We start from the raw sequence: 24,267 nt of genomic DNA, 5'->3' as shown, positions 1-24,267 counted from the left end.
GCCCGCATGTACGTCTGCGTCTGCAACGCCGTCACCGAGGATGACGTGCGCGGCTGCATGCTCGACGGCGGCTGCCGCGGAGTCCGCGAGGTCAAGGACGCCTGCGGCTGGAAGCCCGGCTGCGGGTCCTGCACCCGCCGACTGTACTCGCTGGTCAGCGAGGTCCAGACGGCCACCGACCTGGTCGACGCCATCACCGGCGGGCCCCTTCCGCCCGTCCTCCCGGCCGACGCCCCGGTCCCGCCCCTCGGCGTCCCCGCCGAGGCCGAGGCCGAGCGGCAGGACGCCGAGGCCGCCTCCGCCGCCGCCCAGTCCGCGTGCGTCGTGAACGCGATCACGCAGGGCGCGGCTCAGCCGCCGCGCGCCGTGGACGCGCCCGCGTGCGGGGCGACCGGGCCCGCGCCGTCCGAGGTGCTGGTTCCGGCGGAGCGGGTGCTCGCGCCGGTGCGCTCGCGCTGGCTGCGCGACACCGCCGCCTGAGGCTGTTCGATCACGGAGCGTCGTGGAACCATGGCGCCCATGGAAGGCGACAAGGACATCATCGCGCTGCTCAACGAGCAGCTCACCGCGGAGCTGACCGCGATCAACCAGTACTTCCTGCATTCGAAGATGCAGCAGGACTGGGGCTTCGACCGGATGGCCAAGAAGAGCCGGGACGAGTCGTTCGACGAGATGCGGCACGCCGAGCGGCTGACCGAGCGGATCCTCTTCCTGGAGGGCCTGCCGAACTACCAGAAGATCGGCACGCTCCGCATCGGGCAGACGATCCTCGAGCAGCTCCGCTCCGACCTGCAGATCGAGCTGGAGGCCGTCGCGCGGCTGCGTCCGGGCATCGAGCTCATGCGCTCGCGCGGGGACATCACGTCCGCGCGGCTCTTCGAGGAGATCCTCGAGGACGAGGAAGAGCACATCGACTACCTGGAGACCGAGCTCGGCCTGGTCGAGATGCTCGGCGAGCAGAACTACCTCCAGCGTCTCACCGAGGGGCCCGAGGAGACCGGCTCCGGCTGACCACCACGCCGCCGTGGCGCGTCCCGGCACGTCGGCGCCCTGATCACACCACGTGCCGGGCGCGCGGGGCCGTCAGGCGGTCAGGGCGGTGAGGCGTTCACAGAGATCCCAGACCGCGTCCTGGGCCCGCGGGTCCAGAGCGCCGTCCGGCCAGGTCGCGGGACGCGCCCTGGCGTCGACGTAGAGGCCGGTGCGTCCCTGGACCTCGGGGCTCGAGGCCAGGTAGAGGCTGGAGCGCGCCGACTTCGCGCGGTCCGACAGCAGGAGCGGGCCGACGAGCCTGATCAGGGGCGCGACCGGCCGGAACAGGTACGGGAAGGCTCGCACCGGCGTCGCCCGGTTCCCCGGCGTGTAGGCGTGGCCCGGGTAGGCGACGTTGACGGTGATCTCCTCCTGTTCCAGGCGCGCGGCGAACCGGTGGCTCATCGCCATGAGCGCCGTCTTGGCCTGGTTGTAGTGCGCGAACGTCCAGCCCAGGAACCGCTTCTCGGCCTGGAGGTTGGCGGGGTCGATCGTCCCGTCCGGGAGGCCGCCGGTCAGGTTGACGACGCGCGCCGCGTCCGCCGCCCGGAGCCGCGGCAGCAGCAGGCGGGTGAGGGCGTACGGCGCGAGGACGTTGACCGCGAAGGTGAACTCCACGCCGTCCCCGGTGAGCCGCCGTTCGGGGCTCATGCCTCCCGCGTTGTTGACCAGGACGTCCAGCCTGTCGTGCTCGTCGGCGAAGCGGGAGGCGAGGCCGCGCAGGCCGTCCAGCCGGGCGAGGTCGGCGGTCAGGGATGTGACCTCGGCGCCCGTCTCGGCGGTGAGGGCCGCCGCCGCGTCCTTCGCGCGGTCCGGGTTCCGTCCGACGATGATCACCCGCGCGCCGAGAAGGGCCAGGCCGCGCGCGGTCTCCCGGCCGATTCCCGCCGTCCCGCCGGTCACCATGACCGTTTTTCCGTGCATGTCATCCTCCTTGGGGCGGCACTGGACGCCGTACATGTCACCGAGTGTCATGTTAGCCATATGGTGACATAAAGTATCCTTGGTGCATGAGCGGAGCGGAGACGATGGGGCTGCGGGAGCGGACGCGGCGTGCGGTGCGGCGGGAACTGGCCGATCTCGCACTCGGGATGTTCGTGGAACGCGGCTACGAGGCGACGACGGTCGAGGACATCGCCGCCGCCGCCGGGCTGTCCAAGCGCAGCTTCTTCCGGTACTTCCCGTCCAAGGAGGACATCCTGTTCGGGGACGTCGAGGACCTCGCCGAACAGATCGCGGACGAGGTCCGGGCGCGTCCGGGCGACGAGGACGCCTGGGACTGCCTGCGCGCCGTCCTGGGCGAGTGGGAGCCGCACATCCACACCGCCCAGCGCGATCTGGACGCCATGCGCCTCATCGAGACGACACCGCCGCTGCGCGCCCGCCTGCATCAGAAGCGCGACGAGCTGCGCGCCCTGGTCGCCGCCGCGCTGCGCGAACGTCCGGGCGCGGGTCTCGACGCCTTCACCGCCGACCTGCTCACGGCCGCCGCGGGCGCCGCCCTCGACGCCGCGACCCGCGAATGGCTCCGGACCGACGGCGCGGCCGACCGTGCCGCGCTCATCGACCGAGCCTTCGCCGCCCTGTCCCCGTCACCGGCGAAGGCGGAGCCGCGGCGGTTCCGCCTCGACGCGCAGCTGGACGTCCTGCCCGCGCTGGAGGGCCACGGCCTTCGGAACCCGACGCCGTCGGACGTCCCCGCGCTCGGCGACCTGATGTGGCACGCCTACCGGGGGACGCCCGACCAGGACGACGCGGGCGCCGACGTCGCCGCCGCGACCAGCGAGATCGAGCTGACGTTCGGGGGCGAGCACGGCACGTTCGTGCCGACGGCGTCCTTCGTCGCCGAGGACGACGAGGGCCGTCCGGCGGCGGCCTCCCTGGTCACGCTGTGGCAGGGCGTCCCGCTGCTGGCCTACCTGTTCACCTCGCCGGACCACCTCGGACGCGGCCTCGGACGCCGCCTGGTCGCGGCGTCCATGCACGCCCTCGCCGACCAGGGCCACGAGGTGCTGTCCCTCGCCGTCACCGAGGACAACGTCCGGGCCCGCGGCCTCTACGAGTCGATGGGCTTCACCCCGCGCGTCCCGGCGGGCTGACCGTCAGCGGAAGGCGGGGGCGTTGTCCCGCGCCCAGTCCGCGTAGGCGCGCGGGGCGCGGCCGAGGACGCGCTCGACGTCCGGGCTGACGCGCAGCTCGGCCTCGTTCGGCTCCCCCAGGATGGACAGCGTCGTCTCGGCCACGGGCTCCGGCATGAACCGCAGCATGTGTTCGAGGGCCTGCTCGCGCGTCAGTTCGACGAACCGGACGGGCTCCCCCAGCGCTTCGGCGAGGGCCTCGGCCTGCTGCCTCGGCGTGACGAGGGCGGGCCCGGTCAGCTCGTAGACCTGCCCGGTGTGACCGTCCTGGCGAAGGGCGGACGCGCCGACCGCCGCGATGTCGGACGGGTCGATCGTCGGCAGCCCGACGTCGCCGAACGGCGCGGCGACGGTCCGCGACGCGCGCACGGACTCGATCCAGGCGTAGGTGTTGGAGTTGAAGCCGCCGGGGCGCAGGATCGTCCAGTCGAGGCCCGAGTCGCGGACGGCGTCCTCGATGGCCTTGGTCACGACGCCGTGCGAGGCCGAGTCCGGACGGGTCGCCACGCCGAGCGAGGACAGCAGCACCACGCGCCGGACGCCGCCCGCCTTGGCCGCGTCGAGGACGGCGTGCGGGTCGATCAGGTGGGCGCTCCCTCCGCCGTTCTGGAAGAACAGCGCGTCCGCGCCGTCCAGGACGGGACGGAGGCCGTCCGCGTCGGTGAGGTCGGAACGCACGTGCCGGACGCCGTCCGGGACGTCCGACGCGGTGATGTTCCGGGACGTCGCCGTCACCTGCGCGCCGTCCGCCGCCAGCGTCCGCACCAGGGCTCCGCCGACGTTGCCGGTCGCTCCGGTCACCACGATCCTCATGCCGTCCTCCGAAAGTTAGTTAGCTGACTGACTCACTTGCTGAGGAGGACGTTAGCACGGCCGGACCGGGGGCTGTCTATAGTCAGTCAGGTGACCAACTCACCGAGGGCTCGCGGGACCGACAAGCGGAGGCGCCTCACGGCCGCCGCCGCCGAGGTTGTCCACCGCCAGGGCGCGGAGCGCACGACGATCGCCGACATCGCCAGGGCCGCGGACGTGCCGGTCGGGAACGTCTACTACTACTTCAAGACCAAGGACGACCTGGTCGAGGCCGCCCTGTCCGAGCACGCCGGGAACCTGGCCGCCGTCACCGCCGAACTCGACGCGCTGCCCGACCCGCTCGACCGCCTGAAGGCGCTGGTCGACGGGTGGGTGGGGCAGCGCGACACCGCCGCCCGCTACGGCTGCCCGACCGGTTCCCTGGCCACCGAGCTGGGCAAACGCGAGGACGGCGGGCTCGGCGAGGAGGTCGGGCGCGTCATCCGGCTGCTGCTGACCTGGGTCGCGCGGCAGTTCCGCGAGCTCGGCCTGGACGACCCGGACGGCCTCGCCCTCACCTTCGTCGGCGCCTACCAGGGCATGTCGCTGCTGGCCAACGCCCTCCGCGACCCGGACGTCATGACCGCCCAGGGAGCCCGCCTCACCCGCTGGCTCGACGACCTCGTCGCCGCCGCCTGACCTGCGGATTCCGCTCCGCCTCCGGCCGTCCACGACGGCTCGCCACCTGAACGCGCGGACGCCGGTTCGCCCGCCTGGCGGAGGGCTGAACCGGCGTCCGGGGCGAGGGGGTCAGGCCTGGGCGAGGAGGGACTCGTAACCCGCGGAACCCTGGCGGCCGGACATGAAGTCGAGGAACTCGCGGACGAACTCGCTGCGCGAGTAGCGGGCGTCCTGGCCGGTGGTCTCCACGTCGCGGGAGAACGCGGTGCGGAAGAGGGCGCGGTGCTCGACCGCGCTGATCGACTGGTCGCCGTCGGCGTCGGTCGCGTCGAAGAGGACCTCGGCGACCCTGACCAGCGCGGGGCTCGCCATGGTGGACGCGGCGGCGGCGTACTCGGCGCGGCTGACGCGGCCGTCGCCGTCGTCGTCCAGGGCGGACGCGAGCTCGCGCCACCAGCCGGCGTACGCCTCGAACAGGCGCTCCTCGGTGTCCTCGTCCAGGTCCAGGCGGGACCCGACCTCGCGGGCCATCGCGGCGATGTCGGGCCAGGACACGTACCCGTCGCCGGTCTGGTCGAGCACCTCGGCGAAGAACCGGTCGGCCGACCGCGCCGCGCTCCCTGCCGAGGAGGACGAGGAGTCGCCGGAGATCGGGGAGAGCAGGCGGATCAGGGCGGCGGCGCGGGTCTGCTGGCGGCGCAGCGCCGACAGCAGCTGGGATCCGGAGCCGTCGTTCGACAGGCTGGGGTCGAGGAGGCCGATCATGGTGTCGGTCCGCGTCCAGGACTGCGGCAGGACGCGGGCGGCGACGCCCGTCCCCATGTAGACGCCGCGGGCCAGCGCGTGCGAGCCGGGCAACTCCCCGAGGCCCGCCCGCTGCCGGATGGACTCGGGCAGCGTCCCCTTCAGGAACTCGGAGATCACGGGCCCGGCCATGACGCGTCCGGCGGCCCAGATCGTGGGGTGGCCGCGCAGCAGCGGCGGCGCGGGCATGTGGCCGAACAGCTCGAACAGGATGATGCGCATCGCCTCGGTGTTCTCGAGGCCGCGTTCGATGACGTCCTCGAAGTAGGGCCAGAACTCCTCGACCGTCGCGGGGAGATGGTCGGCGTTGCCTTCCAGCAGGACCAGGAACGCGCGGAACTCGGCGTACAGACGCTCCATGTCCTCGGCGCTCATGGTGACGCCGCTCATGCGGCTCAGGTTCACGGTCGACTCGAAGAGGGAGGCGACCACCCAGGCGCGGGCGTCCGGGTCCATCGCGTTGTAGGGACGGCCCTTCGGGTCGACGCCCGCGATGCGCGCGTGCAGCCGGTTGAGACGCGCCGCCTCCTTGTCGCGGACGCGCGTGTCGGCGTCCAGGACGCGCTGCGTGCTGAGCAGGGTGTTGAACACCCGCCGCCACGGATGCGCGACGAAGGTGGAGTTCTCGATCAGCGCCGCGCCGATCTGCGGATGCGCCGCCTCCAGCACCGTCGCGCGGACGACCGCCAGCCCCCACCGGGCGTCCTGGCAGTACTCGCTCAGCAGCGCGTCGGGGCCCAGAATCGATATGTCGGGCTGTTCGACGGCGGTTTCAGCGCTCATCTGATCCCTTTCACCATGGGATTCGGCGACCGGACGTCACCGAACCGTCGTTCGCGGTTCCGGTAGGCGCGCAGGCATTCGTGGAAATGCTCGGCCCGGAAATCCGGCCAGAGCACCTCGGGGAAGACCCATTCGGCGTAGGCGACCTGCCAGAGCATGAAGTTGGAGATGCGCTGCTCCCCCGACGTCCGGATGACCAGGTCGACGTCCGGGGTGTCGGGATGCGGCAGGTGTTCGGCGAAGCTCTCCTCGGTGACCAGGTCGGCGGGGACCCGGTCGCGGATCAGCGCCCGCGCGGCCTCGACGATGTCGCGGCGTCCGCCGTGGTCGAACGCCACGGTCAGCGTCATCCCGCGGTTGTCCCGGGTGAGTTCCACCAGGTCGGCGATGTCGCGCGCCAGTCCCGGAGGGATGCGCGGATCCGAGACGCCGAGGAACCGGCAGCGGATGCCGCGGGCGCACATGGAGAGCGCGTGCTTGCGCAGCGTCCGCCGCACCAGGCCCATGAGGAAATCGATCTCGTCGCTCGGCCGCCGCCAGTTCTCGGTGGAGAAGGCGTACAGGCTGAGCCAGCGCACACCCGACGCCCGCGCCGCCTCGATGACGTCGATGACCGCCGCCTCCGCCGCGCGGTGCCCGGCTGTCCGCGGAAGACATCTCTGCCTGGCCCAGCGGCCATTCCCGTCCATCACACAGGCGACATGACGAGGCGCGCTCACCACGATCCCAACCCCTCGGTTTTCACCTCCCAAGCATCAGGTCCTTCCGCCGCCGGACGCTTCGCTTCGCGACTGTTTGCATCCGCACAGTGACGGATTTGTGGCCGATGCGACCACGAGAAGACGTGGCAGACGAACGGCGCGGCCGGACGGCCACCGGCACGGCCCGGCGACCAGGGGCGGAGATGGCCTGGCGGCTAGGGGGTGGGGGTGGCTTGGGCGAGCAGGCCGTCCACGAAGGCGCGTAGCGCGGCGGTGTAGGTGTCGCGGCCTGCGACGACGCCCCAGCGGCTGCTGACGGCGGCCAGGTGCGGGGTGCGGGACGCGTCGAAGTGGCGGACGAAGGTGCGGCGCTCCTCGTCCGTCACCACGCGGGCGCTGCGAGCGCGGACGAGGATCTCGCCGACCGTGTAGTACCAGAGGTTGCGGAAGAGCTCGACGCCCTGTTCGGGGCCGCATCCGCAGTCGGACGCCCCGGACAGGACGGCCTCGACCATCCACAGCGCGGATTCGTCCAGGCGGGCGATGAAGCCGTCCACGGCGAGGACCTCGGCGGCCCAGGGCCAGTCCGCCAGGACGTCGTGCATCGCGGTCGCCGCGGCGACGATGCGCTCCTTCGGGTCGTCCGGGAGCACGGGCCGTTCGCTCTGGTCGAGATGGTCGTTCAGGAGGAGGACGAGCAGGTCCTCCTTGTCCTTGATGTGGCGGTACAGGGTCGTCGGGCCGATGCCGAGCTCGGCGGCCAGCCGCCGGATGGTCAGGGTCTCCCAGCCCTCGCGGCCGATGAGCCGGTGGGCCGCCCTCAGGATCTCCGCGCGGGAGGTCAGGGGCGGGCGGCCGGTGCGGCCGGACGAGGTGGCGGGACGGGACATGGGTCCCATCATGCCGTCCCTCCGGAGGGCCGCGCGCCCCGGGGCGGTGGACGGGCCGGCGTTCCCGGTGTTATTTTGCGAACGCGTTCGGAACATGTTCGCAAAGTCGATGCGCGGGAGGTTCTCGTGAGGGACGGAAGGCCGGGGCTCACGCTCGCGGCGGTGGCCGTGGTGCAGTTCATGGTGTCGCTGGACCTGTCGGTGGTGAACGTCGGACTGCCCCGGATCGCCGCCGGGCTCGGGTTCAGCACGTCCGGGATGACCTGGGTGATCCACGCGTACGCGCTCGCCTTCGGCGGGTTGCTGCTGCTCGGCGGCAAGGCGGCCGACCGGTACGGGCGCAGGCGCGTCCTGCTGTCCGGCCTCGGGCTGTTCGGGATCGCGTCGCTCCTCGGCGGCCTCGCGCAGGACCCCGGGCAGCTCGTCGCGGCGCGCGCCGCGCAGGGTGTCGGGGCCGCCGCGCTGGCTCCGTCCGCGCTGGCGCTGCTGGCCGCGACGTTCCCTTCGGGGCGCGAACGCGTCCGGGCCTTCGGGATCTGGAGCGCGATGAACGCGTCCGGCGGCGCGCTCGGCGCGGTGGTCGGCGGGCTGCTCGCCGAGTACGCGAGCTGGCGCTGGGTGATGTTCGTGAACGTCCCGATCGTCGTGATCGCGGCGGCGCTGGCCTGGCGCGGCGTCGCGTCCGGGTCGGCGGCCTCGCCTGCCGGACGTCCGGACGCGCTGGGGGCCGTCCTCGCGACGGCGGGCATGACCCTGCTGGTGTTCGGGATCGTCCGGATCGACCGGCACCCGTGGACGTCGTCCGCCACGCTCGTCACGCTCGCCGCCGCCGTCGTCCTGCTCGCCGCGTTCGTCCTGGTCGAGCGGACGACGCGGCGCGAGCCGCTGATCCGGCTCGGCCTGTTCACCAACCGGTCGGTGGCCGGGGCCAACGTCTACAACCTGCTGGTCGGCGCGGCCATGACCTCGGCGTTCTACTTCGTCTCGCTCTACCTGCAGCGCATCCTCGGGCACGGGGCCGCGTCGACCGGGCTCATGTTCCTGCCGCTCGCCCTCTCCGTGGTCGCCGGGTCGGTGGTCGCGGTCAAGCTCGGCTACCGGCTGGCCCCGCGCACGCTGCTGGTCACGGGTGGTCTCGTGACGGCGGCGGGGTTCGGCTGGCTCGGCCTGATCAGCCCGGACGGCTCGTTCGCGGTGGACGTCCTCGGGCCCTCGATCGTCCTCGGCGTCGGGTTCGGGATCTGCCTCGGCCCGATCGTCTCGATCGCCACCACCGGGGTCGCCGCGCACGAGGCGGGGACGGCGTCCGGCCTGCTCAACAGCTCACGCCAGATCGGCGCGTCCCTCGGCCTCGCCGCCCTCGGCACCGCCGCCCAGCACCGCACGGGCCACTCCGTCTCGCCGTCCTCCCTGAACGACGGCTACGCGCTCGCCATGACCCTCGGCGGCGCCCTCGTCCTCGCGGCCGTACTCCTCGCCCTCGCCGTCCTCAGGGGCAACCGCGAGCCGGTCGCGGTGCCGGGTGGAGAGGAAACCGGCGCACCGGCAGCCCTCCATGGCGAACACGCCTGAGCCCGGCAGACCGGTGGGTTGTATCTTCGCGCCGTGGACTACCTGGTTGATCTTCGGCGTGAACTGGACGCGTTCGGCACCGCACTGGACGGTGACCTGTCGGCTCCGGTCGAGCACTGCGGCAGCTGGAAACTGGCGGACCTGGCCGTGCACATGGGAGCGGGGAACCTGTTCGCCGTCGCGGCAGCGCGAGAGGGCCGTGGCGATGGCTATGACGAGAGTGCCGCACCCCGTGACCCAGCCGGTCTCAGGGCCTGGTACGCCAAGACGGCGGACGAGCTCGTGGAGGCCCTGTCGGTCGATCCCTCGACCCACGCGTGGACGTTCTCCCCGCCGCACACGGTCGGGTTCTGGCTTCGGCGTCGCACCCAGGAGACGCTGATCCACCGGTGGGACGCCGAGCACGCCCTCGGCTCGGCGAAGCCGATGGACGTGGCGCTCGCCGCCGACGGTGTCGCCGAGGTCTTCGACACCATGGCGCTGCGCATGATCTCCAGGGGTCTCGCCACCCATCCCGAGCAGGCCGTCCGAATCACCGCCACCGACGCCGACCACTCGTGGACCTACGGCCCCGGTGAGCCGGTCGCCGAGCTCTCCGGCACCGCTGAGGACCTGCTGCTAATGCTGTGGGGCCGCAAGCCCCGGAACACCGCGTCGGTGACCTGGACCGGAGACCGCGAGGCGGCGCTGGTCGTGCTGGCCGGACCGCTGGTCCCCTGATGCGGCACTAGAAGTTGATCGCGGCCAGGGCCCAGTGGCGGTCGGCGGCTTCGCCGACCGCCTCGGCCCACTGCCGGGTGAGGGCTTCGAACTCCTCGAACGTGCCGATCCAGCGGCCGGGCTCGGCGGCGTGGGCGTCGAAGGGCGCTCGGAGTTCGTGGAGGCGTGGGGCCAGGCGCGTCCAGACGTCCGCGAGGGACTGGACGGTCTCGGGGGCGCACGCGATCAGCGTTGAGACGTGGTGGACGTCCTGGCCTGGGAAGACGTCCGGTTCGAGGTGGTCGCGGGTGTCTCCGGCCAGGAGGCGGCCGAAGAAGGCGTCGCCGTCGGCGCGTAGGGACGGGTCGACGGCGTCGCGCATGTAGCCCCAGGAGCGGCCCGTCCAGGCGTGGGGTTTGTAGGACCCGGCGGTGTTACGGAATTCGTAGAGCGCGTACCAGCCCACGTCGGGACGCTCGGGCCAGACGAGGCCGGGTGGCGGGTCGTACGCGGCGTCCTCGGGGATGAGGGCGCTGACGGTGTCTTCGAGGAATGCGTAGCGGGACTCGGGCGCGACGTTCAGGACGCGCGTCCAGTCCACGATGAGGGCAGTGAGGTCCAGGCCCATGGCGGTTCGCCCTCCCTGAGATGTGTGAACAGTGTGGAGGCGGACGCGCCGACCGACATTCGCCACCGGCGCAGGAGTTGCCGGGCGGTCGGCGCGTCCGCCGGTCCTAGCGGTTGACGGACGCCCAGCAGAGGTGTCGCCCGTCGGGGAGGTGGCGGTGGCCGTGGTCGTCGGAACAGGCGGCGACGAGCAGGAGGCCACGGCCGTGCTCGTCGGCGTCGTCGGGCTCGACGGTGTCGGTGGGGCCGTCGTCGTACACGGTGATGCGGAGGACGGCGGCGGTCAGGAGGAGTTCGACGCGGACGCGGCCACCCACGAGGCCGCTGGCCGAGTGCCAGATCGCGTTCGTGACGTACTCGCTGACGATGAGCTCGGCGTCGCTCGCGAGCCTCTGCGTGTGCGGGTCCGCGAGAAGGTTCCTGGCCCAGCGCCGGACGCACGGCACGCCCGACTCCTGCCCCGAGATCTCGACGCACGAGAAGAGGAGCTCGTCCGGGAGGACGGACGGGGTCGCGCCGTCGCCGAGGAGCAGTTCGGCCAGCGCGTCGCCCGAGTCGGCGACGAGGGTCGCGGCCCGTCCACGCTGGAGTTCGTGGTCCGAGAGGCGGCGATGTCGGGTCGCGTACCAGGCGGCGGCCACGCCGTCCGGCCCCTGCGAACGGAACACCGACCAGCCCGGAAAGGCGGCGGCAAGCTGCGCTGGCGTCATCACTCGATCACTCCTCGTCACGCACTCGGGGCAGGTGGAACCCGCTGAGCCCGGGCTCATGGCCTACCCGTCACCCAGCCGCACCAGTCGCGCATCGGCGACAGGCACGAGTATGAGTCGGTCACGAGATCCCAGCAAGGACTTTCGCAACATTGAGTGACACAGTGATCACATTGAGGCATGGAGAAGGGGCCATGGCGGTGATCGCCATGGCCCCTTGAACTGCAGGTCTACCTCGCGTTGGCCAGCTTGACGGCCCCTAAGAGATCTACCCACTCATCCCGTCCCACGATCAGGACAGGCCCCTGATGCTTACTGTCATGCCAACCGCGACACGTCCGCAGGTTGACGCAGGTCGAGTTTGACGGCCGCAAGGAACTCGGCCCAGTCGCACCGTTCCACGACCAGGACCCGTTCCGGAAGCTTGGTGTCGGCGACCCCGACGACCCCGACTCCACGCCCAGCCTCGACGCAGTCCTTGTCATCTCCGCTCAGGCTCGACTTGCGCCAGTCGGTGAACTGCTCGCGGTTGGTGGCCATCTGTGGCTCTCCCCTCAGGGTCGCAGCTTCTCGGCTGCCTTGATCAGGAACTTCTCGCTCTCCTCGACCGACAACGCCGCAGCGTTCAGCCAGCCGAAGAACCGCTCGTAGGCCTCGCTCTGCTGCTCGCTTGTCAGAATCGCGTCCTCGGTCATGCCTTCGATAGCGACGACCGTGGGATCACCATTGTCGTATGTGTAGACCTTGAAAGACGAGATCGGAACGGCGTGATTCTCGAACTGGGCGTCGATGGGAAGCACGCGCACGGTGAAGCGCTCATCCGCCTGGCAGATCGCAACGACCTCCAGCAGTTGGTCGCACATGATCTCGGACGGAACGGCCAGCCGCCGGATCGCGATCTCGTCGATGATGGCGTGGTAGGCGGTGGTGCCGCCCGTCCTTTTGATCATGCGTTGCCGGTTCGCCCGGCCGCGCAGGATGCCGTCCGTGGTGACCCCGTCGGCCATCGGACGGCCATCGGTCCCTGCTCTGAACCGCGTGTATCCCGGAGTCTGGAGCAGGCCCGGAATCAAGGCCTGCGGGTACTCACGGATCGTCGCGGCACCCGCCTCCAGGTCGGCGATGAGCGCCTGGCGTTCGCCGATCTGGCGCGAGATGCCGTCCCACCAGCCGCGCGAGGCGGCCTCGTTGGCGATGCCGACGAGGTCGGTCCACTCCGCGCCCTCGACGCCGAGCGCCTCCAGCAGGGCGAGGACCTCGTCCAAGTCGGGCGGGATGTGGCCGTTCTCGAGCTTCGAGATCATCTGGCGATGCGTCCCGGCCCGTTTGGCGAGTTCCTGGCTGGTCATCTCAGCCGCCAGGCGACGGTCACGAAGTTCACGCCCAAGCCTCAGCCTGCGCACGTACGGACTGATCACACGCCACCTCCGTTGTCGCGGAAGTCGGACTGACCCCGATGTCTGACATGGAGCGTATCCACGAGAACACCGTGCGTGGTGGGTGATCGCGCAAAGCGCGGTCGGATGCAGGACGGGCTCGCCGGTACGGCGGGTGGTTCGGGTCTGGGGTGGGTGTCGGGGGTGGGTGGGAGGCTCGCGCGGAAACGCTCCCCCACAGGAAGACTTCGACATGACTGATCTTTCCCTGCTCGACGCCGATGGACGGGCCGTTCCGATTCCGCCTGACCCCTTGAGCCCGGTGCCGGAGGAGGTCGAGATCGGGCTGGCCGCGTACCGGGCGGGGGACGTCGCGCGGGCGCGGGAGGTGCTGACCGCGCTCGCCAAGGCGGGGCGTACCAGCGTGTCCGGGCATGCGGCGATGGGGCTCGCGGGCATCGAGATCGGCGAGAACGGGCTGGACGGCGACCACCGGCCGTGGCTGAAGCAGGTCGTCGCGGGTGAGGACCCTTGGCTCGGGCCGCTGGCCGCGGTGATGCTCACGCCTGACTTCCGGGCGGGCACGTCCTCGGACGCGGGCCGGAGCCTCCTCACGAGTCTCGCCGCCCAGCTCACCGAGGACCCGGACGAAGCCCAGGACGGGTTCGAGGAGGTCTTCGAGGCCCACAAGGGCACGACAACCGGAGACGTCGCCGGGATTCTGCTCGGCAACCTCCTCATCCAGATCGGTGACGAAGCCGCTGCTCTGGAGCCGCTCAACTACTCGCGGGAGATGTGCGACGGCACCTTGGCGGGCTATGCGGCCCACCTTGAAGGGCACGTCCTCATCGCGCAGGGCGAGAAGGAGCCGGCGAGCGAGGTGCTCGCGTACGGACGTCGCGAGTCCCAGCCGGCCTGGGGCGGCGACAAGGGCCTGTTCCCCTGGGTCGCCATCCGGTTCGGCGAGCTGCTGGCGAGCGAGCCCTGGGTGGATCTCATCTGGGATCAGATGGAGAACAGCGCCGTGAGCATGGGCGAGGTGATCCGGGAGCCCTTCGAGGCCGCTCACCGTGACGGCGCCCCCGCGCTCGTCACCATCGGCGAGTTCCTGTTCCCCGCGACGTTCGAGCCCGTCCACGCGGCCCTGGAACGTCTGAAGACCTGGAGCGACGAGCGGTACGAGCGCGGTCGCAGGCTGGTCCTCACGCTCCACACGCATGTCGAGGACACTCGCGACGCTGGCCGCACCCGGGGGCTCGCGGACCTGCTGGCGAGGCTCGAACTGCCCAAGCCGAAGTACTAGGGCTTGGCGCGGCGGAGGACGTAGGGCTGGACGATGCCGAGGCCCTGGACGGGACGCCGGACCATGCTGGTGATCTTGTAGGCCTCGTGGCCGTCCAGGCTCTCGGCCAGGGACTGGTCGATGACGACCGTCCCCGGCCTGGCCAGGGACGTCAGGCGGGCGGCGAGGTTGACCGTGGTGCCGAAGACGTCGCCCATGAGGGGCAGCACCGGGCCGTGGGCGACCCCGACGCGGACGTCCGGGATCTCGGTCTCGTCCTGGATCGCCGCCGCTATGGACAGGGCGATCTCGGCGCCGACCTCGGGGGTGTCGCCCGCGAACAGGACCTCGTCGCCGAGGGTCTTGACGAGGCGTCCGCCGCAGGTGGCGATGATGTCCGCCGCCGTCTCCTCGAACCACTCGACCACGCGGGCGAGTTCGATCTCGTCCAGTTCGCGGCTCATCTGGGTGAACGAGACCATGTCGGCGAAACCGACCGTGGTGACCAGGCGTCCGGGCAGGTGGGGCTCGTCGTCGGCCTCGCGGGACGCGGCGGCGGCCATGGCCCGGGTCCCGGCGGCGGCGAGCTGGCGGCGCCAGGCGTGGACGACCAGGGGCTCGAACTCGTCGATGTGGCGTTCGGCGATGTCGACGATGGACGACACGGCCTCGGCGGACGGCTGCTCCTGGGGGTCGGTCACGAGCATCGCCGAGAGCAGGTTGACCTGCCATTCGGCGAGCCGGGTCATGGTCTGCCCGAACGCCCTGACCAGGCGGATGCCTCCGTCCTCGTCCAGGACGCCGTCGTCCAGCAGGCGGCGGATGCGGCAGAGCGCGGCGACGTCGCCCTCGGTGTAGGCGACCGCCTCCTCGGGCATGGACGGGTAGCCGAAGGCCCGCCACAGCCGCCGCGCGAACTCGGGCGAGATCCCCGACAGGCGCACGGCGTCCACGCGGGTGTACTTCAGCTCGCCGCCGAGCAGCAGTTCCTCGATCACCTTGGGGTCCGGCAGGCCCTTGTCCGACATCTCCCCCCCTTCACCGTCACGCGAAATATCGTGGCAAATCGCGCCGCTCAGCGCACATGCACCACATCACCCGCGCTCACCGGTCGCTCCCCCTCGGGGGCGTCCACGACCAGGCGTCCCTCCAGGTCGATGTCCTTGGCCTTGCCGCGCAGCTCCTCCCCGCCGGGCAGCTCGACGCGGATCTCGCGGCCGAGCGTCGTGCACAACGCCCGGTAGTCGGCGCGCAGTCCGCAGATCTCCGGATCGCCGGACGCGGCGACCCACTCGCGGTACCGGCCCTCGAACTCGCGGGCGACGGCCCGCAGCAGGGGCGCGCGATCGGTCAGCGGCGCGCCCTCGAGGGACAGGGACGTCGCGGTCGGGACGGGCAGCTCGTCCTCGTGGAGCGACACGTTCAGGCCGACGCCGACGACGATCGCGTCGTCGATCTTCTCGACCAGGATCCCGGCGAGCTTCCGGTCGCCGACGAGGACGTCGTTGGGCCACTTCAGGACGGCCTCGACCTCGGCGTCGCCGTCCGCGCCGGGGAAGAACCTGTCGCCCGCCGCGCCGAACCCGGTGATCCGCCGCACCGCCGACGCGACCGCGACGCCGGTCAGCAGCGGGGCCCAGCCCAGCCGCTCGATCGGAACCTTCGGCCGCAGCAGCATCGAGACCGCCAGCCCGGAACGGGACGGAGCGGTCCACGTCCGGCCGAGGCGTCCGCGCCCGGAGGTCTGGAGCTCGGTGGCGAGCAGCGCGCCCTCGTCCTCCCCCGCGCGCGCGAGGGCGCCGAGGTCGGCGTTGGTCGATCCGGTCTCCTCCACCACCCGGACGCTCCGCCACAGCCCACCGGGCCTGACGAGCGCGCGCGCGAGCGCCGCCTCGTGGAGCGGCGGCCGATCGAGGTCCCCATAACGAGTCACACCTCCATCCAACCCCACCCCGCCCCGTGGTCCACAGGCAGCACGCGATCTAAGGTGCACTCTGTGGACGGAGTGACGCTTAAGCGCGACAAGCAGAACGAACATGTGGCCGAGATCGTGCTCGACCGGCCGGAGGCCCTCAACGCCCTGTCGACCGCGATGGCGCGGCGCCTGGCGGCGGTGTGCGCGGAGGTCGCGGCGGACGGCTCGGTCCGCGCGGTGGTCCTGTCGGCCTCGGGCGACAAGGCGTTCTGCGTGGGCGCGGACCTCAAGGAACGCAACGCCATGACCGACGACGAGATCCTCGCCCAGCGCCCGGTGTTCCGCGCCGCGTTCGGCGGCGTCCTGAACCTGCCGCAGCCGGTGATCGCGGCCGTGCACGGCTTCGCGCTGGGCGGCGGCTGCGAGTTCGCGCTGTCCTGCGACATGATCGTCGCGGACGAGGCGGCAGTGTTCGGGCTGCCCGAGGTGACCGTCGGGCTCGTCCCGGGCGGTGGCGGCACGCAGCTCGCGGTGCGCAAGATCGGCTCCGGCCGGGCCGCCGACCTCGTCCTCACCGGACGCCGCCTGAACGCCGACGAGGCCGCCGAACTGGGCCTGGCCGACCGGCGCGTCGCCAAGGGCGAGGCCCGCGCCGAGGCGCTGTCCATTGCGTCCCAGATCGCGAAGAACTCCCCGATCGCCGTCCGGGCCGCGAAGCGCGCGATGCGCATCGGCGGCGACCTCCCGCTGGAGGCCGGGCTCGACGTGGAGGAGAACGCCTGGCGCACCGTCGCCTTCTCCCCCGACCGCCGCGAGGGCATCGCCGCCTTCGCCGAGAAGCGCAAGCCCAACTGGCCCACCCCCGCCTGACCCGCGCCGAAGCCCCCGCCTGAGCCGCGCCGATGGCCCCTGCCTGACAGCCGTCGGAGCCCCAGGCTGACGCGCGTCGAAGCGCATCGCGACGTTCACGTGTCGCGATGCGCTTCGTCCGTCAGAGCTCCTTGCGCATGTGGACGGCGTGGCGGCCCTCGACGGTCTCGCGGCCGGTCTCGCGGTAGCCGCGGCGCTCGTAGCGGGCGATGTTGCTGGTCATCTTCTCGTTGGTGATCAGGCGCAGGGCGGGAAGGCCCAGCTCGCGGGCCTGGTCCTCGGCGAAGTCGAGCAACCGACTACCGCGTCCGCCGCCCTGCGCGAACGGGTCGACGGCGACGTTGTCCACGTACAGGACGCCGTCCTCGGGGACGAGGACGATCAGGCCGGTCAGGTCGTCCAGGACGAAGACGCGGCCCGCGTCGATCAGCGCGGCGTAGTCCGAGTCCATCGGCAGGGGACGGGTCCCGATGAGCTCCGCCCACGGCGTGTAGGCGGCCTCGACGATCCGCTCCACGGCGGGACGGTCGGACGGGACGGCGGGCCTGATATCCGGCATGCGCGAGTTCTCCTAGTTGTGGCAGTCCTGGGCCTTCAGGTCCAGGGACAGCTCCCTGATCTTGTCGTTCGCCATGAGCAACGAGTACACCGCCTTCGGATTCCCCGGGACGGGCGCGGACGAGCCGTTCACGCCCGCCAGCAGGCGCGGGTAGGCGCGCTTGACCTGCGCGAGGGTGGAGCCGAGGCCGATGCCCTCGGGCGTCCGCATGCCCGGACGGGCCACGATCGACGCGACGCCGTAGCGCGGCGAGACGTAGCCGCCGACGGCGTTCGCCCCGGCGGGGTGCGCCTTCAGGTCGAACGTCCCGCAGCCCCCGCCCCGCGGGGCCCTCTTGAGGACGATCTCCCCCGTCGCCTTCGCGTTCACGCTGGTCATCCCGAGTTTCAGCGCGCCGAATCCGGACGGGCCGAGCGTCGACGCGCCGGACGCCGGTCCGCCGCCGTTCGGCGTGGGCTCGCCCGGCGCGAACCCGCCCGAGCCAGGCGCTGTGGCGGGCGGCGTGCCGGATGGGGACGAGGACGGCGGCGGCGTACTCGGATCGGCCTTGGCCTTGCCGTCCGAGCCGCCGCACGCCGAGAGCGCCACCGCCCCGGTCAGGATGATCGCCGTCGCGGCCGTCCGTCTCGCTGTCATGTCGCTCCCCGTGATCGTCCGGTCCATGGGATTTTGGACGATCTTCGGGGCCGCATGGTTCGTCAGCCGGTGTTCTGGAGGCCCGCCGCGACGCCGTTGACGGACAGGAGCAGCAGATCCTCCAGGTGGGCGCGCTCGGCCTCGTCGGTCACCGTGCCGGAGCGGAGGGCTCCGAGGGCGCGGAGCTGGAGGTGCGAGAGCGCGTCCACGTACGGGTTGCGGAGCTCGACCGCGCGGGACAGGACGTGCCGGTCCTCCAGGAGGCGTTCGTGGCCGGTCACGGCGAGGACGAGACGGCGCGTCCGGTCGTACTCCTCGAGGACCGCCGAGGTCATCTCCGGACGCTCGCCCAGCGCGAGGTAGCGTTCGGCGATCGCGCGGTCGGTCTTCGCGAGGCTCATCTCGGCGTTGTCCAGGAGGGTCTGGAAGAGCGGCCACTCGGCGTACGCCTCGCGCAGTTCGTCCAGGTCACGGCCGTCGTCGGAGACCGCGGCGAGGCCGCTGCCGAGGCCGTACCAGCCGGGCAGGTTCACGCGGGTCTGCGTCCAGGCGAACACCCACGGGATGGCGCGCAGGTCCTCCAGGCCGCGCGCGGCCTTCCGCCGGGACGGACGGGACCCGATGCGCAGCTCGGCGATCTCCTCCAGGGGGCTGACCCTCCCGAACCAGGCCGCGAACCCGTCGGTGTGGACGAGCGACTGGAACGAGCGCCGCGCGGCGTCGCTGATCCGGTCGGCGAGCGGGCGGAACCGGGCGGCGGCGTCGCGCGCGCGGTCCTGGACGGCGTCGGTGGACGCCAGCAGGATCGCGTTGGTGACCTGCTCCAGGTGCCGGTGGGCGATCTTCCGCTGGCCGTACCGGGCGAAGATCACCTCGCCCTGCTCGGTGACCTTGAAGCGGCCCGCGACCGAGCCGGGGGCCTGCGCCAGGATCGCGCGGTGCGCCGGGCCTCCACCGCGTCCGAGGGAGCCGCCCCGGCCGTGGAAGAGGGTGAGCGTGACGTCGTGCCGGACGGCGAACTCAGCGAGCGCCTCCTGCGTGTCGTACAGGCGGAGGGTCGCCGACGTCGGGCCGAGCTGCTTGGCCGAGTCGGAGTAGCCGAGCATGACCTCCATGCGGCGGCCCGTGTCGTCCAGCCGCTTGCGGACGGCCGGGATCTCCAGCATCCCCTCCAGCACGGACGGCGCGCGCTCCAGGTCCTCGCCGGTCTCGAACAGCGGGATCACGTCGAGGACGGGCGCGTCGTCGCCGAGCGAGGCGGCGAGCTCGTGGACGTTCGCGATGTCCCGCGCGGAGCGGGTGAACGAGACGACGTAGCGGCGGCAGGCGTCCACGCCGAACCGGCTCTGGATCCACCCGACGACGCGGAGCGTCTCGAGGATCTCGTCGGTCATCTCACTGCGCGGACCGCCCGCGCGGACCTCCTCGAGGGCCTTCTCGTGCAGCTCGGAATGCTGGCGGATCTCCAGCTCGGCCAAGTGGAAGCCGAACGTCTCGACCTGCCAGAGCAGGTCCTGGACGCGTCCGTACGCCTGCCGGGCCGCGCCCGCCTCCGCGAGCGAGTCGCGCAGGACGCGCAGGTCGGCGAGCATCTCATCCGGCCCGGAGTAGGCGAGGTCGGCGTCGCGCTCCAGGGTCGCGGTGACGCGGTCGGCGACGTGCAGGAGGAACTGGCGGTGCGGCTCGTCCGGGGAGCGCTTGGCGATCTCGGCGAGCGCCTCGGGGTTGGCGGTGCGGGCGGCGGCGAGCGCGGCGCGCAGCGCGGGCGAGGCGGGCGTGGTGGCCTCGCTGACGGTCAGCTCGCGGCCGACGCGGGTCGCCATCGCGGCGAGCGCGCGCAGCACGTGCCCGGCCTGGATCATCACGGCCTCCCGCGTGACCTGCGCGGTCACGTACGGGTTGCCGTCCCGGTCGCCGCCGATCCAGGACCCGAACCGCAGGAACGGCCGGACGCGCGGCGGGCGCGTCCCGCTGCGCCCGTCGTCGAGCGCGGCGTCCAGGGTCCGGTACACCTGCGGGACGACCCGGAAGATCGTCTCGTCGAAGGCGGCCATCGCGGTGCGGACCTCGTCCAGCGGGTCCATCTGGGTGTGGCGGCGCAGCGCGGTGCGCCAGAGCAGGTCGATCTCCTCGCGCATCCGCCGCTCGGTCTCGGCCTGCTCCTCGCCGTCCTCGGGCGCGTCGTCCAGCGCGAACAGCAGGTCGCTGATCCGCTGGATGGACGTGACGACCGCGCGGCGGCGGGCCTCGGTCGGGTGCGCGGTGAACACCGGGCGGAACTCCAGGCCGTCCACCATCGCCGCGAGCCGCTGCTCGCCCGCCTCGGCCCGGACGGTCTCGACCGCCGCCGCCACCGAGCCGGGCACCGTGCGTCCTCGGGCGTCCCGCTCGCGCAGGGTCCGGATCCGGTGGTGCTCCTCGGCGAGGTTGGTGAGGTGGAAGTACACGGTGAACGCGCGGGCGACCTGCCCGGCGCGCTCCAGCGACCAGCCGTCCACGATCGCGGCGGGCTCGTCCGCGCCCGCCTCGCCGCGCCGGGCGGCGATCACGGCGTGCCGCAGCCGTTCGACGTCGGAGAGCAGGTCCGGCCCGCCGTACTCGACGAGTCCGTCGCCGAGCATGGCGCCGAGCAGCCGGACGTCCCGGCGGAGCGCGTCGGGGAGGTCGTGCCGCAGCGTTTCTCGCGTGATGTCAGCCACGGGGCCCACAGTAGTGAGCGGCCTCAGAGGTCTGGACCACTGCGTCCCCCCGAACACGGCCGTGACCACGCGGTTCGCCTCGCGTCCTGGGCTGGTTCGCGATCGGTCCCCGCGACGTCCGCCACGCCGTCTCGCGCGGCGTCCGCGCAAGGTCCGCCACGCGGTCTCCCGCGGCGTCCGCGCACGGGTGGCGGAGCGGGACCCCGGCGGTCGGGCGGTGGTCAGCGGCCGGTTACGCTTCACCGCATGGCGATGGAAGCTCCTGAGCCCGCGGTGGACGACATCGACATCCACACGACGGCGGGCAAGATCGCGGACCTGGAACGGCGACGCTACGAGGCGGTGCACGCGGCGTCCGCGGCGGCGGTCGAGAAGCAGCACGCCAAGGGCAAGATGACCGCGCGGGAGCGGATCGACGCGCTGCTCGACCCCGGTTCGTTCGTCGAGTTCGACACCTACGCCCGGCACCGCTCCACCCAGTTCGGGCTGGAGGCGCGGCGGCCCTACGGCGACGGCGTGGTCACCGGCTACGGCACCGTGGACGGACGTCCGGTCGCGGTGTTCAGCCAGGACTTCACCGTCATGGGCGGCTCGCTCGGCGAGGTCTTCGGCGAGAAGATCACCAAGGTCATGGACCACGCGCTGAAGACCGGCTGCCCGGTGATCGGCATCAACGACTCCGGCGGCGCGCGGATCCAGGAGGGCGTGGTCGCGCTCGGCCTGTACGCCGAGATCTTCAAGCGGAACGTGCACGCCTCCGGCGTGATCCCGCAGATCTCGGTCGTGCTCGGCCCGTGCGCGGGCGGCGCGGTGTACTCCCCCGCGCTCACCGACTTCGTGATCATGGCGGACCAGACCTCGCACATGTTCATCACCGGCCCGGACGTCATCAAGACGGTCACGGGCGAGGAGGTGACGTTCGAGGAGCTCGGCGGCGCGCACACCCACAACACCAGGTCGGGTGTCGCGCACTACCAGGCGTCCGACGAGGGCGACGCGCTGGAGTACGTGAAGGCGCTGCTGGCGTACCTGCCGTCCAACAACCTGTCCGAGGCGCCCGCCTACGACGTCCCGGTCGACCTGGACGAGGTGGACGACGAGCTCGACACCCTCATCCCGGACTCCCCGAACCAGCCCTACGACATGCACCGCGTCATCGAGAACGTGCTGGACGACGGGGAGTTCCTCGAGGTCCAGCAGCTGTTCGCGCCGAACATGGTCGTCGGGTTCGGGCGCGTCGAGGGCCGTCCGGTCGGCGTCGTCGCCAACCAGCCGATGCAGTTCGCCGGGACGCTCGACATCGACGCCTCGGAGAAGGCCGCCCGGTTCGTCCGGACCTGCGACGCGTTCAACATCCCCGTGCTGACCTTCGTGGACGTCCCGGGCTTCCTGCCGGGCACCGACCAGGAGTGGAACGGCATCATCCGGCGCGGGGCCAAGCTGCTCTACGCCTACGCGGAGGCGACCGTCCCGCTGGTCACGGTCATCACCCGGAAGGCCTACGGCGGCGCGTACGACGTCATGGGGTCCAAGCACCTCGGCGCGGACGTGAACCTCGCCTGGCCCACCGCGCAGATCGCCGTCATGGGCGCGCAGGGCGCGGTGAACATCCTGTACCGGCGCGAACTGGCCTCCGCGGACGACCCGGACGCCCGCCGCGCCGAGCTGGTCACCGAGTACGAGGACACCCTCGCCAACCCGTACATCGCGGCCGAACGCGGCTACGTCGACGCGGTCATCAAGCCGTCCGAGACGCGCGGGCAGGTCGTCCGGGCACTGCGCTCGCTGCGCGAGAAGCGGCGCACGCTGCCGCCGAAGAAGCACGGCAACATCCCGCTCTGAGGCGTCCGCTCTTTTTGTGCGGTTTTCGGGTGTCCTGTTCGCGGGCATCCGATTCTCAGGCGTTTCGTTTCGAGGGAGTGCGGTCATGGACGACGGCCTGAACGACGGCCCGGACGGGGCCAGGGACGACGGCCCGGGCGGGGGCGGGGCGTTCCTGCGGGTCGTGCGCGGCGACCCGTCCGCCGAGGAGGTCGCCGCGCTGGTCGCGGTGCTGACGGCGCGCGCCCAGGCGATCGCGTCCGCGCGGGACGACGCGCCCGGCGGCCCGGTCTCGCACTGGGCCGACCGCTCCCGCCTCACCCGCATCCCGCCCCCGCCCCGTCCCGGCCCCGGAGCCTGGCGCGCGAGCGCCCTTCCTTAGGGCGTGTCTCAAAGCCACCTGCCCAACTACGCGGCGTCGACTTCGAGACACGCCCGAGGGCCGAGGCGGGAAGCGGCCATCTGGGGATCTTGGGCTGGTTAGGGGCGTTGTTCCGGCGCGACACGTAACCGTCGTTCACCCGCAGGAGCGGGGGGTGCACGAATAAGGTGTGTGACGATGGCCACCTCGGAGTTCGTTCCTCAGCCCGCGCGATACGCGATCTTCGTCGACGCGGGGTACCTCTACGCGGCCTCCGGGGCGCTGCTGCTCGGCTGCGGTTCGCGGCGCGAGTACCGCGTCGCCGCCGAGAAGCTGATCAAGGCCCTGACCGACCGCGCCGACGACCAGCTGGTCGGCGAGCTGCTCCGGCTGTACTGGTTCGACGCCGCGCCGAAGCGTCAGCCGACCGTCGACCAGCGGGTCATCGCCAACCTGCCGCTGGTGAAGCTACGGCTCGGCAACCTCAACGCGCAGGGCCAGCAGAAGGGCGTGGACGCGCAGCTCCGCGCCGACCTGGAGGCCCTCGCGCGGCACCGCGCGATCACCGACGCGGTGCTGCTCGCGGGCGACGAGGACATGCTGCCCGCCGTGGAGGCGGCGCAGCGTTACGGCGTCCGCGTCCACCTGTGGGGCGTGGAGCCGACGCACGGCTCCAACCAGGCCGAATGGCTGGTCTGGGAGTCCGACACGGTCGAGGTCCTGCCCGCCGACTTCCTGCGCCCGTACTTCACCAAGGCCAAGGCGCTGCCGGTCCCGGCCGTCCCGGTGGTGGACGCCACGCCCGCCCCCGGCAAGCCCGCCGTCCCGTCGCCGTCGCAGGTGTTCGCGGGGCGGGTGCCGTCGGTGCGTCCCGCGCCCGGGGCCCCGACGGGCGAGCCGTCCGCGCCCCCGGCCCCCGCCGGGCGCGCCAACCACGCCGCACCCGCTCCGACCCCGGCCACGGTCGCCGCCGCGCTGAACGCCGCCGCCGCGTCCCTGTCGGAGGGCAAGCTCGGTCCCGACCGCGCGCACATGCTGGAGATCGGCGAGCACGTCGCCCAGAAGTGGATCTTCGAGCGGGGCCGCGACAACATCCGCGACCTGCTGCCCGGCCCGATCCTTCCGCCGGTCATCGACAAGGAACTGCTGATCGAGGCGGAGAAGGAGCTCGGCGGGTCGCTGCGCCCCTACCAGGAGGCCCGCACCTGGCTGCGGGACGGCTTCTGGGAGCGCGTGTACCGCGAGTTCGGCATCGGCATCGGCACCTCTGACTGAGCTGCGTTTGGTGATTATTCGGACACCGTGCGTGCGCGCAGGGT

At 72.0% G+C, this 24,267-nt stretch carries 26 protein-coding genes; 11 read left to right on the top strand and 15 right to left on the bottom strand.

Annotated features, from left to right (window positions below; genetic code table 11):
* Window positions 1–6: 6 nt before the first annotated feature.
* Both P696_RS53740 and bfr read left to right on the top strand, forming a co-directional pair.
* Window positions 7–480: a (2Fe-2S)-binding protein gene (locus P696_RS53740; protein WP_064744169.1), complete on the top strand. Its 474-nt coding sequence runs from the start codon at window positions 7–9 to the stop codon at window positions 478–480.
* Window positions 481–519: 39 nt separating this feature from the next.
* Complete coding sequence (gene bfr / locus P696_RS0132495) at window positions 520–1,011, top strand: bacterioferritin (protein WP_026415605.1); 492 nt, start codon at window positions 520–522, stop codon at window positions 1,009–1,011.
* A 72-nt stretch (window positions 1,012–1,083) separates the two neighbouring features.
* Here the strand turns inward: bfr and P696_RS0132490 are convergent, their stop codons facing one another.
* A complete protein-coding gene (locus P696_RS0132490; RefSeq protein ID WP_245627901.1) occupies window positions 1,084–2,007 on the bottom strand; it encodes an SDR family NAD(P)-dependent oxidoreductase in 924 nt (307 codons plus the stop codon).
* 35 nt (window positions 2,008–2,042) lie between these two features.
* Between P696_RS0132490 and P696_RS53735 the strand changes: the two genes are divergently transcribed.
* On the top strand, window positions 2,043–3,131 hold the full coding sequence (locus P696_RS53735) for a GNAT family N-acetyltransferase (RefSeq protein WP_064744168.1): 1,089 nt from the start codon (window positions 2,043–2,045) through the stop codon (window positions 3,129–3,131).
* A gap of 3 nt (window positions 3,132–3,134) precedes the next feature.
* Here the strand turns inward: P696_RS53735 and P696_RS0132480 are convergent, their stop codons facing one another.
* Window positions 3,135–3,983, bottom strand: coding sequence for an NAD(P)H-binding protein (locus P696_RS0132480; RefSeq protein ID WP_034488193.1), 849 nt, complete (start codon window positions 3,981–3,983; stop codon window positions 3,135–3,137).
* A 90-nt stretch (window positions 3,984–4,073) separates the two neighbouring features.
* Here P696_RS0132480 and P696_RS0132475 point away from each other — a divergent pair, with 90 nt between their 5' ends.
* Window positions 4,074–4,661 (top strand): TetR/AcrR family transcriptional regulator, encoded by a 588-nt coding sequence (locus tag P696_RS0132475; protein ID WP_026415602.1) that lies wholly within the window; start codon window positions 4,074–4,076, stop codon window positions 4,659–4,661.
* A gap of 111 nt (window positions 4,662–4,772) precedes the next feature.
* Here P696_RS0132475 and P696_RS0132470 read toward each other — a convergent pair whose 3' ends face one another.
* The 3 genes from P696_RS0132470 to P696_RS0132460 all read right to left on the bottom strand — a co-directional run bounded on the left by P696_RS0132470 (window position 4,773) and on the right by P696_RS0132460 (window position 7,821).
* Window positions 4,773–6,230 carry an oxygenase MpaB family protein gene (locus P696_RS0132470; protein WP_026415601.1) on the bottom strand — a complete coding sequence of 486 codons (1,458 nt, stop codon included), beginning with the start codon at window positions 6,228–6,230 and terminating at the stop codon, window positions 4,773–4,775.
* On the bottom strand, window positions 6,227–6,949 hold the full coding sequence (gene uppS, locus P696_RS0132465; RefSeq protein WP_281175011.1) for a polyprenyl diphosphate synthase: 723 nt from the start codon (window positions 6,947–6,949) through the stop codon (window positions 6,227–6,229). Before uppS ends, P696_RS0132470 begins: the two co-directional genes overlap by 4 nt.
* 197 nt (window positions 6,950–7,146) lie before the next feature.
* A complete protein-coding gene (locus tag P696_RS0132460; protein WP_157430062.1) occupies window positions 7,147–7,821 on the bottom strand; it encodes a TetR/AcrR family transcriptional regulator in 675 nt (224 codons plus the stop codon).
* A gap of 126 nt (window positions 7,822–7,947) precedes the next feature.
* Here P696_RS0132460 and P696_RS49545 point away from each other — a divergent pair, with 126 nt between their 5' ends.
* Window positions 7,948–9,393, top strand: a complete 1,446-nt coding sequence (locus P696_RS49545; RefSeq protein ID WP_051468435.1) for an MFS transporter — start codon at window positions 7,948–7,950, stop codon at window positions 9,391–9,393.
* Between the two features lie 33 nt (window positions 9,394–9,426).
* Complete coding sequence (locus tag P696_RS0132450; RefSeq protein ID WP_026415598.1) at window positions 9,427–10,113, top strand: maleylpyruvate isomerase family mycothiol-dependent enzyme; 687 nt, start codon at window positions 9,427–9,429, stop codon at window positions 10,111–10,113.
* Window positions 10,114–10,120: 7 nt separating this feature from the next.
* On the opposite strand, the gene P696_RS0132445 is transcribed toward P696_RS0132450, so the two are convergent.
* The 5 genes from P696_RS0132445 to P696_RS57090 all read right to left on the bottom strand — a co-directional run bounded on the left by P696_RS0132445 (window position 10,121) and on the right by P696_RS57090 (window position 12,847).
* Window positions 10,121–10,720, bottom strand: a complete 600-nt coding sequence (locus P696_RS0132445; RefSeq protein WP_026415597.1) for a hypothetical protein — start codon at window positions 10,718–10,720, stop codon at window positions 10,121–10,123.
* Between the two features lie 106 nt (window positions 10,721–10,826).
* Window positions 10,827–11,429 (bottom strand): ATP-binding protein, encoded by a 603-nt coding sequence (locus P696_RS53185; protein ID WP_157430061.1) that lies wholly within the window; start codon window positions 11,427–11,429, stop codon window positions 10,827–10,829.
* Between the two features lie 230 nt (window positions 11,430–11,659).
* Window positions 11,660–11,803 carry a DUF397 domain-containing protein gene (locus P696_RS59450; protein WP_084338552.1) on the bottom strand — a complete coding sequence of 48 codons (144 nt, stop codon included), beginning with the start codon at window positions 11,801–11,803 and terminating at the stop codon, window positions 11,660–11,662.
* Window positions 11,748–11,969: a DUF397 domain-containing protein gene (locus tag P696_RS49535; protein ID WP_051468433.1), complete on the bottom strand. Its 222-nt coding sequence runs from the start codon at window positions 11,967–11,969 to the stop codon at window positions 11,748–11,750. The genes P696_RS59450 and P696_RS49535 overlap by 56 nt, the downstream gene beginning before the upstream one ends.
* 14 nt (window positions 11,970–11,983) lie before the next feature.
* Window positions 11,984–12,847: a helix-turn-helix domain-containing protein gene (locus P696_RS57090; RefSeq protein WP_026415596.1), complete on the bottom strand. Its 864-nt coding sequence runs from the start codon at window positions 12,845–12,847 to the stop codon at window positions 11,984–11,986.
* Between the two features lie 211 nt (window positions 12,848–13,058).
* On the opposite strand from P696_RS57090, the gene P696_RS57085 reads away from it, so the two are divergent.
* Window positions 13,059–14,108, top strand: coding sequence for a hypothetical protein (locus tag P696_RS57085; RefSeq protein WP_170026649.1), 1,050 nt, complete (start codon window positions 13,059–13,061; stop codon window positions 14,106–14,108).
* On the opposite strand, the gene P696_RS0132420 is transcribed toward P696_RS57085, so the two are convergent.
* Both P696_RS0132420 and P696_RS0132415 read right to left on the bottom strand, forming a co-directional pair.
* A complete protein-coding gene (locus tag P696_RS0132420) occupies window positions 14,105–15,115 on the bottom strand; it encodes an adenylate/guanylate cyclase domain-containing protein (protein WP_034488186.1) in 1,011 nt (336 codons plus the stop codon). The two genes, P696_RS57085 and P696_RS0132420, sit on opposite strands and share 4 nt — an antisense overlap.
* A gap of 47 nt (window positions 15,116–15,162) precedes the next feature.
* A complete protein-coding gene (locus P696_RS0132415) occupies window positions 15,163–16,020 on the bottom strand; it encodes a biotin--[acetyl-CoA-carboxylase] ligase (protein ID WP_245627900.1) in 858 nt (285 codons plus the stop codon).
* A 63-nt stretch (window positions 16,021–16,083) separates the two neighbouring features.
* On the opposite strand from P696_RS0132415, the gene P696_RS0132410 reads away from it, so the two are divergent.
* Window positions 16,084–16,872: an enoyl-CoA hydratase/isomerase family protein gene (locus P696_RS0132410; protein WP_026415592.1), complete on the top strand. Its 789-nt coding sequence runs from the start codon at window positions 16,084–16,086 to the stop codon at window positions 16,870–16,872.
* A 121-nt stretch (window positions 16,873–16,993) separates the two neighbouring features.
* On the opposite strand, the gene P696_RS0132405 is transcribed toward P696_RS0132410, so the two are convergent.
* The 3 genes from P696_RS0132405 to P696_RS0132390 all read right to left on the bottom strand — a co-directional run bounded on the left by P696_RS0132405 (window position 16,994) and on the right by P696_RS0132390 (window position 20,766).
* A complete protein-coding gene (locus P696_RS0132405) occupies window positions 16,994–17,431 on the bottom strand; it encodes a GNAT family N-acetyltransferase (RefSeq protein ID WP_026415591.1) in 438 nt (145 codons plus the stop codon).
* Between the two features lie 12 nt (window positions 17,432–17,443).
* A complete protein-coding gene (locus P696_RS53180; protein WP_157430059.1) occupies window positions 17,444–18,067 on the bottom strand; it encodes a hypothetical protein in 624 nt (207 codons plus the stop codon).
* A 62-nt stretch (window positions 18,068–18,129) separates the two neighbouring features.
* Window positions 18,130–20,766, bottom strand: coding sequence for a phosphoenolpyruvate carboxylase (locus P696_RS0132390; protein WP_026415590.1), 2,637 nt, complete (start codon window positions 20,764–20,766; stop codon window positions 18,130–18,132).
* 246 nt (window positions 20,767–21,012) lie between these two features.
* Here P696_RS0132390 and P696_RS0132385 point away from each other — a divergent pair, with 246 nt between their 5' ends.
* The 3 genes from P696_RS0132385 (at window position 21,013) to P696_RS0132375 (ending at window position 24,223) form a co-directional block, all read left to right on the top strand.
* Window positions 21,013–22,608, top strand: a complete 1,596-nt coding sequence (locus P696_RS0132385; protein ID WP_211245910.1) for an acyl-CoA carboxylase subunit beta — start codon at window positions 21,013–21,015, stop codon at window positions 22,606–22,608.
* A gap of 85 nt (window positions 22,609–22,693) precedes the next feature.
* Window positions 22,694–22,969 carry an acyl-CoA carboxylase subunit epsilon gene (locus P696_RS0132380; protein ID WP_084338542.1) on the top strand — a complete coding sequence of 92 codons (276 nt, stop codon included), beginning with the start codon at window positions 22,694–22,696 and terminating at the stop codon, window positions 22,967–22,969.
* A gap of 177 nt (window positions 22,970–23,146) precedes the next feature.
* Window positions 23,147–24,223 carry an NYN domain-containing protein gene (locus P696_RS0132375; protein WP_026415587.1) on the top strand — a complete coding sequence of 359 codons (1,077 nt, stop codon included), beginning with the start codon at window positions 23,147–23,149 and terminating at the stop codon, window positions 24,221–24,223.
* The last annotated feature ends 44 nt before the right edge of the window (window positions 24,224–24,267 follow it).

It is taken from the genome of Actinomadura oligospora ATCC 43269 (genome assembly GCF_000518265.1).
GTDB lineage: Bacteria > Actinomycetota > Actinomycetes > Streptosporangiales > Streptosporangiaceae > Spirillospora > Spirillospora oligospora.
Note: the sequence above shows the minus strand (reverse complement) of the source record. Positions and strands in the feature narration are given on the sequence as shown.

Bases quoted from the DNA above. Each gene is read 5' to 3' on its own strand.
- P696_RS53740 (WP_064744169.1), top strand. From the start codon at position 7: ATGTACGTCTGCGTCTGCAACGCCGTCACCGAGGATGACGTGCGCGGC.
- bfr (WP_026415605.1), top strand. From the start codon at position 520: ATGGAAGGCGACAAGGACATCATCGCGCTGCTCAACGAGCAGCTCACC.
- P696_RS0132490 (WP_245627901.1), bottom strand. From the start codon at position 2,007: ATGACACTCGGTGACATGTACGGCGTCCAGTGCCGCCCCAAGGAGGAT.
- P696_RS53735 (WP_064744168.1), top strand. From the start codon at position 2,043: ATGAGCGGAGCGGAGACGATGGGGCTGCGGGAGCGGACGCGGCGTGCG.
- P696_RS0132480 (WP_034488193.1), bottom strand. From the start codon at position 3,983: ATGAGGATCGTGGTGACCGGAGCGACCGGCAACGTCGGCGGAGCCCTG.
- P696_RS0132470 (WP_026415601.1), bottom strand. From the start codon at position 6,230: ATGAGCGCTGAAACCGCCGTCGAACAGCCCGACATATCGATTCTGGGC.
- P696_RS0132460 (WP_157430062.1), bottom strand. From the start codon at position 7,821: ATGTCCCGTCCCGCCACCTCGTCCGGCCGCACCGGCCGCCCGCCCCTG.
- P696_RS0132445 (WP_026415597.1), bottom strand. From the start codon at position 10,720: ATGGGCCTGGACCTCACTGCCCTCATCGTGGACTGGACGCGCGTCCTG.
- P696_RS53185 (WP_157430061.1), bottom strand. From the start codon at position 11,429: ATGACGCCAGCGCAGCTTGCCGCCGCCTTTCCGGGCTGGTCGGTGTTC.
- P696_RS49535 (WP_051468433.1), bottom strand. From the start codon at position 11,969: ATGGCCACCAACCGCGAGCAGTTCACCGACTGGCGCAAGTCGAGCCTG.
- P696_RS57085 (WP_170026649.1), top strand. From the start codon at position 13,059: ATGACTGATCTTTCCCTGCTCGACGCCGATGGACGGGCCGTTCCGATT.
- P696_RS0132420 (WP_034488186.1), bottom strand. From the start codon at position 15,115: ATGTCGGACAAGGGCCTGCCGGACCCCAAGGTGATCGAGGAACTGCTG.
- P696_RS0132405 (WP_026415591.1), bottom strand. From the start codon at position 17,431: ATGCCGGATATCAGGCCCGCCGTCCCGTCCGACCGTCCCGCCGTGGAG.
- P696_RS53180 (WP_157430059.1), bottom strand. From the start codon at position 18,067: ATGACAGCGAGACGGACGGCCGCGACGGCGATCATCCTGACCGGGGCG.
- P696_RS0132385 (WP_211245910.1), top strand. From the start codon at position 21,013: ATGGCGATGGAAGCTCCTGAGCCCGCGGTGGACGACATCGACATCCAC.
- P696_RS0132380 (WP_084338542.1), top strand. From the start codon at position 22,694: ATGGACGACGGCCTGAACGACGGCCCGGACGGGGCCAGGGACGACGGC.
- P696_RS0132375 (WP_026415587.1), top strand. From the start codon at position 23,147: ATGGCCACCTCGGAGTTCGTTCCTCAGCCCGCGCGATACGCGATCTTC.